The 13,043-nt window shown below is 71.8% G+C and carries 9 protein-coding genes; 6 read left to right on the top strand and 3 right to left on the bottom strand.

Annotation, left to right across the window (positions count from 1 at the left end; translation table 11 throughout):
- Positions 1-36 precede the first annotated feature (36 nt).
- Positions 37-1,038, top strand: a complete 1,002-nt coding sequence (gene argF / locus ACZ4UX_RS10225; RefSeq protein ID WP_465706272.1) for an ornithine carbamoyltransferase — start codon at positions 37-39, stop codon at positions 1,036-1,038.
- A 27-nt stretch (positions 1,039-1,065) separates the two neighbouring features.
- Here the strand turns inward: argF and ACZ4UX_RS10220 are convergent, their stop codons facing one another.
- The gene (locus ACZ4UX_RS10220; RefSeq protein WP_465706271.1) at positions 1,066-1,719 is read right to left on the bottom strand and encodes a superoxide dismutase family protein; all 654 of its coding nucleotides are present in this window, start codon (positions 1,717-1,719) and stop codon (positions 1,066-1,068) included.
- 478 nt (positions 1,720-2,197) lie between these two features.
- Between ACZ4UX_RS10220 and acnA the strand changes: the two genes are divergently transcribed.
- Together acnA and ACZ4UX_RS10210 are read left to right on the top strand one after the other, a co-directional pair.
- Positions 2,198-4,858 (top strand): aconitate hydratase AcnA, encoded by a 2,661-nt coding sequence (gene acnA / locus ACZ4UX_RS10215; protein WP_465706270.1) that lies wholly within the window; start codon positions 2,198-2,200, stop codon positions 4,856-4,858.
- Positions 4,859-5,043: 185 nt separating this feature from the next.
- Positions 5,044-6,351 (top strand): glycoside hydrolase family 18 protein, encoded by a 1,308-nt coding sequence (locus ACZ4UX_RS10210; RefSeq protein ID WP_465706269.1) that lies wholly within the window; start codon positions 5,044-5,046, stop codon positions 6,349-6,351.
- A gap of 139 nt (positions 6,352-6,490) precedes the next feature.
- Here the strand turns inward: ACZ4UX_RS10210 and pepN are convergent, their stop codons facing one another.
- On the bottom strand, positions 6,491-9,064 hold the full coding sequence (pepN, locus tag ACZ4UX_RS10205; RefSeq protein WP_465706268.1) for an aminopeptidase N: 2,574 nt from the start codon (positions 9,062-9,064) through the stop codon (positions 6,491-6,493).
- A gap of 220 nt (positions 9,065-9,284) precedes the next feature.
- Here pepN and ACZ4UX_RS10200 point away from each other — a divergent pair, with 220 nt between their 5' ends.
- On the top strand, positions 9,285-9,917 hold the full coding sequence (locus tag ACZ4UX_RS10200) for a mycothiol-dependent nitroreductase Rv2466c family protein (protein WP_380393711.1): 633 nt from the start codon (positions 9,285-9,287) through the stop codon (positions 9,915-9,917).
- 105 nt (positions 9,918-10,022) lie between these two features.
- Here the strand turns inward: ACZ4UX_RS10200 and ACZ4UX_RS10195 are convergent, their stop codons facing one another.
- The gene (locus tag ACZ4UX_RS10195; RefSeq protein WP_352289200.1) at positions 10,023-11,438 is read right to left on the bottom strand and encodes an amino acid permease; all 1,416 of its coding nucleotides are present in this window, start codon (positions 11,436-11,438) and stop codon (positions 10,023-10,025) included.
- A 292-nt stretch (positions 11,439-11,730) separates the two neighbouring features.
- Between ACZ4UX_RS10195 and ACZ4UX_RS10190 the strand changes: the two genes are divergently transcribed.
- Together ACZ4UX_RS10190 and ACZ4UX_RS10185 are read left to right on the top strand one after the other, a co-directional pair.
- Positions 11,731-12,345, top strand: coding sequence for a biotin transporter BioY (locus ACZ4UX_RS10190; RefSeq protein WP_465706267.1), 615 nt, complete (start codon positions 11,731-11,733; stop codon positions 12,343-12,345).
- A gap of 87 nt (positions 12,346-12,432) precedes the next feature.
- Complete coding sequence (locus tag ACZ4UX_RS10185) at positions 12,433-12,918, top strand: ribose-5-phosphate isomerase (protein ID WP_329487647.1); 486 nt, start codon at positions 12,433-12,435, stop codon at positions 12,916-12,918.
- Positions 12,919-13,043 lie beyond the last annotated feature (125 nt).

Here is a 13,043-nt window from a genome sequence, read left to right as displayed (position 1 = left end):
CTTCGCCGTTCGTCCACGTCACCCCAGGAGCCCGGCATGGCCTTCAACCTCCGGAACAGGCACTTCCTCAAGGAGCTCGACTTCACTCCCCAGGAGTTCCGTTTCCTGGTGGACCTCGCCGCTCAGCTCAAGGCGGCGAAGTACGCGGGCACCGAGCAGCCCCGACTGCGGGGCAAGAACATCGCGCTGATCTTCGAGAAGACCTCCACCCGGACGCGCTGCGCCTTCGAGGTCGCCGCCCACGACCAGGGCGCCACCACCACCTACCTGGACCCGTCCGGCTCGCAGATCGGCCACAAGGAGTCGATCAAGGACACCGCGCGGGTGCTCGGCCGGATGTTCGACGGCATCGAGTACCGGGGCCACGGCCAGGAGGTCGTCGAGGAGCTGGCCGCCCACGCGGGCGTCCCGGTCTGGAACGGCCTGACCGACGAGTGGCACCCCACCCAGCTGCTCGCCGACGTGCTGACCATCCAGGAGCACACCGCCAAGCCGCTGCCCGAGGTGACCCTCGCCTATCTCGGCGACGCCCGCTCCAACATGGGCAACTCGCTGCTGGTCACCGGCGCGCTGCTCGGCATGGACGTCCGGATCGTCGCGCCCCGGGCGCTCTGGCCCGCCGAGGACGTCCGCAAGGCGGCCGAGGTGCTCGCCGGGTCGACCGGCGCCCGGATCACCCTCACCGAGGACGTCGCCGCCGGGGTGGCCGGCGCCGACTTCCTCTACACCGACGTCTGGGTCTCGATGGGCGAGCCCAAGGAGGTCTGGGCCGAGCGGATCGAGCTGCTCAGGCCCTACCAGGTGTCGATGGACACCGTCCGGGCCACCGGCAACCCGGCCGTGAAGTTCCTGCACTGCCTGCCTGCCTTCCACGACCTGGGCACGGTGGTCGCGCGGCAGCTCCACGAGCTGACCGGGATGGCCGAGCTGGAGTGCACCGACGAGCTGTTCGAGTCGGACCACTCCATCGTCTTCGACCAGGCGGAGAACCGCCTGCACACCATCAAGGCCGTCCTGGTCGCCACCCTCGGGTCGTAGGGATCGCCGGGCAGGCCCTGGCGGCGGTCAGAGCTTCAGCTTGACGCAGGCGGCCCGGTCGCCCGCTGCGTGCGGTCCGGCCGGGGTGCCCGCGTGCAGGACCAGCGAGCGCGCCTCGCCCGGCCGGGGGTGCCAGGCCACCGAGCCGACCGCCGAGCCGGCGCCCCGGCCGTCGGTGCGCAGCGTCAGCCGCAGCTCGTTGCGGTCGTTGGCGTAGGCGGGGTCGGTGGACGGCTGCACCGGGTCCACCGCGTGCTGGTAGTGCGGGCCGGAGGCGGTCGGGTCGGCCCCGCAGGAGCCGGTGTGCAGGTGCGCCGGGAACTCGTGGTCCGGAGCGAGCCCGGACACCGTCATGGTCAGCAGGGTCTGCCCCGGCACCGAGCGGTCCACCACCACACGGACGTGCGAGCCGTACGGCACCAGGTCGGCGGCGTGGCTGATCGCGGTCGGCGGGACGAAGGCGGAGGCTGGGTCGAAGGCCGCCTCGACCACCGAGACCACCCGGGCGCCGGCGTCGCCGGCGTCAGCGGCGTCTCCGGAGGTCCCGGCGCCGCCGGACCCCTCGGAGAGCGGCGACGCCGGCGCGGCCTGGGCGGTCCGGGCGGGGGGAGCGGTCGCGGCGGTGGCGGCGGGCGCCAGCAGGGCGAGCGGGAGCAGGGCGGCGGCGATCGGACTGGGCATCGGCGGGCCTTCCGGGGAGCGGGCGAGTGGTACGGCGGTCGCCGTGCTCAACGGTGGTCGCCACCGAACGGACACCCCCGGCACGCGCCCGGTCTCCCCGGGCCGCCCACACCGGCTCGGCCGCCCCGCCTGCGCCCGGTCCCCACCCCGGTCCCCGCGCCGCCGCCGCCTCGCCGGAGCCCCGGTCCCCGCCCCGCGAACACCGCTGGACACCCGGCCTTGGGGGCCCCGTCACGAGGGGTTCGGAAGAGATGTGCCGGGCGCGGGCAGCGTGGAGGTGGTGCCGACGTGGCGGACGCGCCGCCATGCACTATGGTTTATCTCGACATCGAGATAACTGCCCATTACTCTATATCTCGACATCAAGATACTTGCCGAGAGGCGCTCACCGGCGGTGCGGGCAAGGTCAGCCTAAGTAAGGCTGACCTTACCACCGTGGCGGCCGGATACCGCACGAAGCACCTAGAAGGAGTCAGTCGTGTCCGCGAACAGCTTCGACGCCCGCAGCTCGCTGCAGGTGGGCGACGAGTCGTACGAGATCTTCAAGCTCTCCGCCGTCGAGGGTTCCGAGCGGCTGCCCTACAGCCTCAAGGTGCTGCTGGAGAACCTGCTCCGCACGGAGGACGGCGCGAACATCACCGCCGACCACATCCGCGCGCTCGGAAACTGGGACGCCGACGCCCAGCCGAGCCAGGAGATCCAGTTCACTCCGGCCCGAGTGATCATGCAGGACTTCACCGGCGTGCCGTGTGTGGTCGACCTCGCCACCATGCGTGAGGCCGTCAAGGAGCTGGGCGGCGACCCGGCCAAGATCAACCCGCTGGCCCCGGCCGAGCTGGTCATCGACCACTCCGTCATCGCCGACAAGTTCGGCACCCCGGACGCCTTCGTCCAGAACGTCGAGATCGAGTACGGCCGCAACAAGGAGCGCTACCAGTTCCTGCGCTGGGGCCAGACCGCGTTCGACGAGTTCAAGGTCGTCCCGCCCGGCACCGGCATCGTCCACCAGGTGAACATCGAGCACCTGGCCCGCACCATCATGGTCCGGGGCGGCCAGGCCTACCCCGACACCTGCGTCGGCACCGACTCGCACACCACCATGGTCAACGGCCTGGGCGTGCTGGGCTGGGGCGTCGGCGGCATCGAGGCCGAGGCCGCGATGCTCGGCCAGCCGGTCTCCATGCTGATCCCGCGCGTGGTCGGCTTCAAGCTCAACGGCCAGCTGCCGGCCGGCACCACCGCCACCGACCTGGTGCTCACCATCACCGAGATGCTGCGCAAGCACGGTGTGGTCGGCAAGTTCGTCGAGTTCTACGGCGAGGGCGTCACCGCGATCCCGCTGGCCAACCGCGCCACCATCGGCAACATGTCGCCGGAGTTCGGCTCGACCTGCGCGATCTTCCCGATCGACGCCGAGACCATCAACTACCTCAAGCTCACCGGCCGCAGCGAGCAGCAGCTCGCCCTGGTCGAGGCGTACGCCAAGGAGCAGGGCCTCTGGCACGACCCGTCGGTCGAGCCGGTCTACTCCGAGTACCTGGAGCTGGACGTCTCCACCGTCGTCCCGTCGATCTCCGGCCCGAAGCGTCCGCAGGACCGCGTGATCCTGGCCGAGGCCGCCGACAAGTTCGCCGAGGCGCTGCCGACCTACTCGGCCGAGGCCTCGAAGCCGACCGCGGTGACCGCCCCCGACGGTTCGACCTACGAGATCGACAACGGCGCGGTCGTGATCGCCTCGATCACCTCCTGCACCAACACCTCCAACCCCTCCGTCATGCTGGGCGCCGCCCTGCTGGCGAAGAAGGCCGTGGAGCGTGGCCTGACGGTCAAGCCGTGGGTCAAGACCACCCTGGCCCCCGGGTCCAAGGTCGTCATGGACTACTACGAGAAGGCCGGCCTGCTCCCGTACATGGAGAAGCTGGGCTTCAACCTGGTCGGCTACGGCTGCGTCACCTGCATCGGCAACTCGGGCCCGCTGCCCGAGGAGGTCTCGGCCGCGGTCAACGAGTCCGACCTGGCCGTCGTCTCGGTGCTCTCCGGCAACCGCAACTTCGAGGGCCGGATCAACCCCGACGTCAAGATGAACTACCTGGCCTCCCCGCCGCTGGTGGTCGCCTACGCCCTCGCGGGCAACATGAACGTCGACATCACCCGCGACGCGCTGGGCAAGGACGCCGACGGCAACGACGTCTTCCTCGCCGACATCTGGCCGTCGGAGAAGGAGGTCGCCGACACCGTCGCCGGCTCCATCGACGAGGCCATGTTCGACAAGGGCTACCAGGACGTCTTCGCCGGTGACCACCGCTGGCAGTCGCTCCCGGTCCCGACCGGCAACACCTTCGAGTGGGACGCCGAGTCCACCTACGTCCGCAAGCCCCCGTACTTCGAGGGCATGGCCAAGACCCCGAGCCCGGTGACCGACATCGCCGGCGCCCGCGTCCTGGCCAAGCTGGGCGACTCGGTCACCACCGACCACATCTCCCCGGCCGGCAACATCAAGCCGGGCACCCCGGCGGCGCAGTACCTGACCGCCAACGGTGTGGAGAAGCGCGACTTCAACTCGTACGGCTCGCGCCGCGGCAACCACGAGGTGATGATCCGCGGCACCTTCGCCAACATCCGCCTGCGCAACCAGATCGCGCCGGGGACCGAGGGCGGCTACACCCGCGACTTCACCCAGGCCGACGCGCCGGTGTCGTTCATCTACGACGCCTCGCAGAACTACCAGGCCGCCGGCATCCCGCTGGTCGTCCTGGCCGGCAAGGAGTACGGCTCGGGCTCGTCCCGTGACTGGGCCGCCAAGGGCACCGCGCTGCTGGGCGTGAAGGCCGTCATCGCCGAGTCCTACGAGCGCATCCACCGCTCCAACCTGATCGGCATGGGCGTCCTGCCGCTGCAGTTCCCGGAGGGCCAGAACGCCGAGTCCCTCGGTCTGACCGGCGAGGAGACCTTCTCCTTCACCGGCGTGACCGAGCTCAACGAGGGCCGCACCCCGGCCACCGTCAAGGTCACGGCCGTCGGCGCGGACGGGAGCAGCAAGGAGTTCGACGCGGTCGTGCGCATCGACACCCCCGGCGAGGCGGACTACTACCGCAACGGCGGCATCCTGCAGTACGTGCTGCGCAGCCTGATCGGCTGAGCACCGCACGGGCGGCGGGGCTGAGCGAGGAAGAACGGCTCCGCCGGTAAAGAGGCAGTCAAGAGGCCGGATCGCGTCAACGCGGTCCGGCCTCTTGTATGTCCGGCCCGAATGGACTAAACCTCTGTTTCAGCTTGGTCCAGACCATTTGACGCTGAATCAGAGAAAGCCGCAGGTCTTCTCCCATGCGCATGATCAGTCGCACCGCCGCCCTCATCGCCGCCGCCACGGTGGCCGCCGCCCTCGCGGCCCCCACGGCCCAGGCCCACGACCGTGACCACGGCCCGAAGCTGAAGGGGCAGCGGGTCGGCTACTTCACCCAGTGGGGCGCCGACAGCTCCGCGAAGCGGGTGCAGGAGTCCGGTCAGGCCGAGAAGCTCACCGTCATCAACTACGCCTTCGGCAACGTCTCCGCCGAGGGCACCTGCTTCGAGTCCAACGAGGCCGGCCAGGGCGACGCCCTGAACGACTACCAGCGCCCGTTCTCCGCCGCCGACTCGGTGGACGGCGTCGCCGACCGCCCGGGCCAGAAGCTCAAGGGCCACTTCAACCAGCTGCGCAAGCTCAAGGCCGAGAACCCGCAGCTCAAGACGGTGATCTCGCTCGGCGGGTGGAGCTGGTCCAAGTACTTCTCGGACGCCGCCGCCACCGAGGAGTCCCGCCGGAAGTTCGTCTCCTCCTGCGTCGACCTGTACATCAAGGGCAACCTGCCCCAGCTCGGCACCGCCGAGGGCGGCAAGGGCGTCGCGGCCGGCGTCTTCGACGGCATCGACCTCGACTGGGAGTACCCGGGCGGCGGCGGTGACGCCGGCAACGTGGTGCGCCCCGAGGACGGCCGCAACTTCACCCTGCTGGTGCAGGAGTTCCGTCGCCAGCTGGACCAGCTCAGCGGCCGCAGGGGGCCGCACTACCTGCTGACCGCGGCGGTGGCCGCCAACGAGACCGTCGCCGCCCGGCTGGACCTGCCGGCGCTCTCGCGCTCGATGGACTGGCTCAACCTGATGACCTACGACCTGCACGGCCCGTGGGAGGGCACCGGCCCGGCCGCCCACCACGCCAACCTGTACTCCGACCCCAAGGACCCGTCACCGCTGCAGCGCAGTGCGGACAAGGCGGTCGAACACTACACCCAGCACGGCCTGCCGGGCTCCAAGACCGTGCTCGGCGTGCCGTTCTACGCCCACGGCTGGACCGGGGTGCCGGCCGGCAAGCAGGGCGGCCTGTACCAGCCGGCCACCGCGGCCACCGCCGACTTCACCTACAACGAGGTCTCCCGGCTGCCCGGCAAGGTCTACACCGACCGTGACCACGGCGCGTCCTGGAAGTACGACGGCACCAACTTCTACAGCTACGACAACGCCGAGGTGCTCACCCAGAAGGCCCGCTACACCCGGTGGAACGACCTGGCCGGGGTGATGGTCTGGTCGCTGGACGGCGACGACGCCGACGGCAGCGCGCTCGCCGCCCTGGACCGCGGCCTCCAGCGCGGCTGACCGCTCCCGACGCGGAGCCCCTGCACGCCGGCCTCCGACGCGGAACCCCCGACGCGGAACCCCCGTACACCGGCCCCCGACGCGGGAGCCCCCGCCGCGCGCACGCGCGGCGGGGGCTCCCGGGACGGACCGTCGTGCCTCAGACGCCGTCGCAGGCCCGCGCCCGCAGGGCCCGGGCCAGGTCGTCCCGGCGCTCCAGCACCAGCCGGCGCAGCGCCGGCGCCGCCTCCGGGTGGCCGGCCAGCCAGGCGTCCGCCTCGGCCAGCGTCTCCTCGCCCACCTGGGCGTGCGGGAAGAAGCCGCCGACGATCCGCATCGCGATCTCGATGGTCCGCTCCGACCAGATCCGCTCCAGCAGCTTGAAGTACGGCGCCGCGTAGAGCGCGGTCAGGTCGCGGTGCGCGGGCAGCGCGAAGCCGGCGATGTTGGCCTCGACCAGCGCGTTGGGCAGCTCCTCCGAGTCGATCACGGCGGACCAGGCGGCGGCCTTGGCCTCCGGGGTCGGCCGGGCGGCCAGGCACTGGGTGTACTGGCGCTTGCCGCTCGCGGTGTTGTCGGCCGCCAGCTCCCCGGCCAGCTCCTCGTCCGAGGCCTGGCCGGCCGCGGCCAGCGCCAGCCAGAGCGCCCAGCGCAGCTCCTGGTCGACCTCCAGGCCGTCGATCCGGGCGGTGCCGGCCAGCAGGCCGCGGACCAGGCCCAGGTGCTCGGAGCCGTTCGCGGTCTGCGCCAGGAAGCGGGCCCAGGCCAGCTGGTGGTCGCTGCCGGGGGCGGCGGCGCGCAGCTCGCGCAGCGCGCCGTCGGCCAGCAGCCGGCCGCCCTCGCCGCGCCAGGCCGGGTCGGCGTAGAGGTCGACGGCGCCCTTGGCCTGGAGGTGCAGCGACTGCAGCACGCCGATGTTGGCCTCCCGCCCGGCGAAGCGCAGCACCAGGGCGATGTAGTCGCGGGCCGGCATCAGGCCGTCCCGGGTCAGGTTCCACACGGCGGACCAGGCGAGCGCCCGGGCCAGGTCGTCGTCGAGGTCGCCGAGGCCGGTGCGCAGCGTCTCCAGCGACTCGGCGTCGAAGCGGATCTTGCAGTAGGTCAGGTCCTCGTCGTTCAGCAGCACCAGGGCGGGCCGGGGCCGGCCGGCGGCCTCGGTGACGACGGTGCGGGCGCCGGTGACGTCCAGCTCGATCCGGTCGGTGCGCACCAGCGCGCCCTCGGCGTCCCGGTCGTAGAGGCCGACGGCGATCCGGTGCGGGCGCAGCGTGCTGCCGTTGCCGGCGTCCTGGAGGACGGCGAGCTCGGTGATCCGGCCCTCGGCGTCCACGGTGACCTGCGGGGTCAGCGAGTTGACGCCGGCGGTCTGCAGCCAGGCGGCGGCCCAGGACTTGAGGTCGCGGCCGCTGGTCTCCTCCAGGATGTCCAGCAGGTCGGCGAGTTCGGTGTTGCCGAAGGCGTGCCGCTTGAAGTAGCGGCGGGCGCCCTCGAAGAAGGCCTCCGAACCGACGTACGCCACCAGCTGCTTGAGCACCGAGGCGCCCTTGGCGTAGGTGATGCCGTCGAAGTTGAGCTTGGCGTCCTCCAGGTCCCGGATGTCCGCGGTGATCGGGTGCGTGGTCGGGAACTGGTCCTGGCGGTAGGCCCAGGCCTTGCGCTGGTTGGCGAAGGTGATCCAGGCGGAGGAGTACCGGGTGCGGGCGCCGATGAGCGCGTAGGAGCCCATGAAGTCGGCGAAGGACTCCTTCAGCCACAGGTCGTCCCACCAGCGCATGGTGACCAGGTCGCCGAACCACATGTGCGCCATCTCGTGCAGGATGACGTTGGCCCGGCCCTCGTAGGCGGCGTCGGTGACCTTCGAGCGGAAGATGAACTCCTCGCGGAAGGTGACGCAGCCCGGGTTCTCCATCGCGCCGATGTTGTATTCGGGGACGAAGGACTGGTCGTACTTGCCGAAGGGGTACGGGTAGTCGAACTCCTCGTGGAAGAAGTCGAGTCCGAGCTTGGTGACGCCGAGGATCTCGTCGGAGTCGAAGTAGGGCGCGAGCGACTTGCGGCACAGCGCGGCGAGCGGGATCTCCAGGGTGGTGCCGTCGGCCAGCGTGCGGCTGTAGTGGTCGGTGGCCACGTGGTACGGGCCGGCCACGACGGCGGTGAGGTAGGTGGAGATCGGCTGCGTCGGCGCGAACCGCCAGGTGCGGGCGGCGCCGTCGTCGGTCACCTGCTCGTGCACGGCGTTGGACCGGACGTCCCAGGCGGCGGGCGCGGTGACGGTGAAGGAGAACGGGGCCTTCAGGTCGGGCTGCTCGAAGGTGGCGAACACCCGGCGGGCGTCGGCCGGCTCGTAGTGGGTGTAGAGGTAGGTCTCGCCGTCCACCGGGTCGGTGAAGCGGTGCAGGCCCTCGCCGGTGCGGCTGTACGCGCAGTCGGCGTCCACCACCAGGAGGTTCTCCGCGGCGAGGCCGTCGACGTGCACCCGGGCGCCGTCGAAGGCGGTGGCCGGGTCGAGCGCGCGGCCGTTCAGGGTGACCGCGCGGACGGCGCTCGCCAGCAGGTCGAGGAAGGTCGGGGCGCCCGGCTCGTCGCACCGGAAGGCGATCGTGGTGGTGGAGCGGAAGGTGGCGGCCGCCGGGTCGGGGGCCGAGGTCACGTCCAGCCGGACCTGGTAGCTGTCCACGGCCAGGATGCTGGCCCGCTGCTGGGCTTCGTCGCGGCTCAGGTTCTTGCCCGGCACGGCGGTACTCCTTTGTCCGGCTCGCACGGTGGTGCGGTCTCAACTGGTGCGGTGGGTGCTGCGCGTCGTGGTGCTGCGGGGCATCCTTTCACGCCGCCCGCGCCGGTACCATTGCACAAACCGGGGCGCCGGTACGGAATCAGCGGCGCCGCGCGGGCGTTCGGGATCGGGTGGGCCCCGTGCCGGGGACCGCCCCGCATCTCACCGAAGGACGACAGCCGTGACGACTGCCGCTGAGCGCAAGACCGCCGACTTCTGGTTCGACCCGGCCTGCCCGTGGGCCTGGATGACGTCCCGCTGGCTGATCGAGGTCCAGCAGCTGCGCCCGGTGGACGTGAACTGGCACGTGATGAGCCTGTCCGTGCTGAACGAGCACCGTGACCTCCCGCAGGACTACCGTGAGCTGCTGGACAGCGCCTGGGGTCCGGTCCGGGTCTGCATCGCCGCCGCCCAGCAGCACGGCGACGAGGTGCTCGGCCGGCTCTACACCGAGCTGGGCACCCGCTTCCACAACCAGGGCCTGCCCCGGACCCGCGAGACCGTCGAGGCGGCGCTGGTCGCGGCGGGCCTGCCGGCCGGGCTGGCGGACGCCGCCGACACGGACGCGTACGACGAGGCCCTGCGCGCCTCGCACAAGGAGGGCATCACCCTGGTCGGCGAGGACGTCGGCACCCCGGTGATCGCGGTCGAGGGCGCGGACGGCGAGCGGGTGGCCTTCTTCGGCCCGGTGGTCACCCCGGCCCCGCGCGGCGAGGCCGCCGCCCGGCTCTGGGACGGCACCCTGCTGGTCGCGTCGACCCCGGGCTTCTACGAGATCAAGCGCACCCGTACCGCGGGCCCGTCCTTCGAGTAACGGACGGCCCGCTCGCACCGGCGGGCGCCACGCGCGAGGGCCCGGTACCGCCGAGGAGCGGTACCGGGCCCTCGCGCGCGCGGCGGGACCTGTCGCGGACAAGCCCTAGCGGGCGGCTGCGGCGTCCCGGCGCTGCTTGAGCAGGCCGGCCCCGATCAGCAGCGCGACGAGCACGCCGGCCGCGTAGAGCTGCTGCCGGTTGCCCTCGGTGGTGGTCATCAGCGCCAGGATGCCGACCACGGCGGCCATCGCCACCCAGGTCAGGTACGGGAAGCCCCACATCCGGACGGTGAGCAGCTCGGGCGTCTCGCGCTCCAGCCGGCGGCGCATCCGCAGCTGGACGACGCAGATGAAGAACCAGACCACCAGGATGGCGACGCCGGTGGTGTTCATCAGCCAGGTGAAGACGGTGTCGGGCCAGAACTTGGAGGCCAGCACGGCGCCGAAGCCGAACAGGCAGGAGGCGACCACGGCCAGTCGCGGCACCCCGCCGCTGACCCTGGCCAGCGCCTTCGGGCCCTGGCCGCGGGAGACCAGCGAGTACGCCATCCGGGAGGAGCCGTAGATGTTGGCGTTCATCGCGGAGAGCAGGGCGATCAGCACCACGGCTTCCATGATGGTGCCCGCGCCGGGCACACCCAGGTGCTGCAGGACGGTCACGTAGGGGCCGTTCTCGACGACCGACGGGTCCTTCCAGGAGACCAGCGTGACGACCAGGGCCATCGAGCCGATGTAGAAGATCGCGATGCGCCAGACCGCCGTGCGCACCGCGTTGGCGACGTTGCGCTTGGGGTCGTCGGACTCGGCGGCGGCGATGGTGACGGTCTCCAGGCCTCCGTAGGCGAAGACCGAGGCGAGCAGGCCGACGATCAGGCCGCTGACGCCGGTGGGCAGGAAGCCGCCCTGGCCGGTGAGGTTGGTGGCGCCGGGGGCGCCGGGGCCGAGCACCCCGGTGACGCCCAGCGTGCCGATCACCAGGAAGGCGACGATCGCGGCGACCTTGATGGTGGCGAACCAGAACTCGAACTCGCCGAAGTTCTTCACCGCGGTGAGGTTGCTGGCGCAGAAGAAGACCATGAAGAGGCCGACCCAGACCCAGGCGGAGACGCCGGGGACCCAGCCGTTGACGATCTTGCCGGCGGCGGTGGCCTCGGCCGCGACGCCGCAGCAGAGCATCACCCAGTACATCCAGCCGGCGGTGATCCCGGCCCACGGGCCGATCTCCTTCTCGGCGTGCACCGAGAACGAGCCGGAGGCCGGGCGGGCCGCCGACATCTCGCCGAGCATCCGCATGATCAGCATGACCAGCAGGCCGGAGAGGGTGAACGCCAGGATGATGGCGGGTCCGGCCGCCGCGATGCCCGCCCCGGAGCCGACGAAGAGGCCGGCGCCGATGACCCCGCCGAGCGCGATCATCGAGAGGTGGCGCTGCTTCAGACCGTGCGAGAGCTGCTGCCCGCCGGCCGGTGCTTCGGCGGTGGAGGTCGTCCCGGGCGCCGTGGGCGCGGAGGTACGGGCCATGAGGTGGGAATCCAGACTGTTCGGAATGCGGTGCGAATTGCCCAATATCCGGGGGCACCGCTGTCCATGCCAAGAATGACGCGCCCGGGCTCACGATACGGACCGGATCGTGACGGTATTCGGCCGGATCGCTCACGGTCCGTGGCCGCGAGGGGGGCGGACCCGACAATCACGGCCGCCGGGGCTTTGTCCGGTTCCCTGACGGTGCCGGCGGCGATCACCACGTAGGTTCACAGGTGTTCACTCACCTGATCATCCGATCGCCGACCGTCCCCGTGCGGAGGAAACCCCGATGGCCACTGCCACCACCCCGACTGCCACCCCGTCGATACTGAGCCGCGGCGTCCTCGCCGACCTGCTGCCCGCCGCGTCCGGCCGGTTCGGCGCCCAGGCCCGCGACCTCGTCCTGGTGACCGGCGGCGCCGCCCTCACCGGTCTGGCCGCCCAGTTCTCGGTGACCGTCCACGGCTCCCCGGTGCCGGTCACCGGCCAGACCTTCGCCGCGCTGCTGGTCGGCACCGCGCTCGGCGCCCGTCGCGGGATCGCCTCGCTCGGCCTCTACCTGCTGGCCGGCATGGCGGGCCTGCCGTGGTTCGCCGAGGGCGCCTCCGGCTGGTCGATCCCCACCCTCGGCTACATGATCGGCTTCGTCCTGGCCGCCGCCCTCACCGGCGCGCTGGCCCGCCGGGGCGCCGACCGCACCCCGCTGAACACCGCCGCCACGATGGCGCTCGGCACCCTCGCCATCTACGCCGTCGGCGTGCCGTACCTCGCCTTCTCGCTGGGTGTCCCGCTGTCCCGCGCCGCCGAGCTCGGCCTCTACCCGTACCTGGTCGGCGACGCGCTGAAGGCCGTCCTCGCGGCCGGCGTCCTGCCGCTCGCCTGGAAGCTGCTCGGCAGGCGCTGACCGCTCCGCTCCCGGGCCGGGCGCCCCGCGGGCCCGCTCGGCCGCCCCCTGCGCGGCCCGGGTGCACGCACGTGCCACACTCATGGCATGCGCGTGTACCTGGGCTCGGACCATGCCGGATACGAACTGAAGAACCACCTCGTGGAGTGGCTCAAGGAGGCCGGCCACGAGCCGGTCGACTGCGGGCCGCACATCTACGACGCGGCCGACGACTACCCCCCGTTCTGCCTGCGCGCCGCCGAGCGCACCGCGGCGGACCCGGAGGCGCTGGGCGTCGTGATCGGCGGTTCGGGCAACGGCGAGGCGATCGCCGCCAACAAGGTCAAGGGCGTCCGCGCGGCGCTGGCCTGGAGCGAGCAGACCGCCTCGCTCGGCCGCGAGCACAACAACGCCAACGTGATCTCCGTCGGCGGCCGGATGCACACCCAGGAGGAGGCGACCCGCTTCGTCGAGGTCTTCCTCAACACCCCGTACAGCGGCGACGCCCGGCACACCCGCCGGATCACGATGCTGAGCGAGTACGAGGTCACCGGCGAGCTCCCGCCGATCCCGGCCCACCACCCGCAGGGCTGATCCCTCCCGTCGACCACCTCCGCCGGCCGGCCGCGCTCCCCAGCGCGGCCGGCCGGCGCGTCCGCGGGCCCGCGCGCCGTCCTGTGTGATCGGCCACAGCGCCCGCCCCGCCCGTCCGGCGCGCC

Source organism: Kitasatospora sp. NPDC028961 (genome assembly GCF_055564815.1).
Note: the sequence above shows the minus strand (reverse complement) of the source record. Positions and strands in the feature narration are given on the sequence as shown.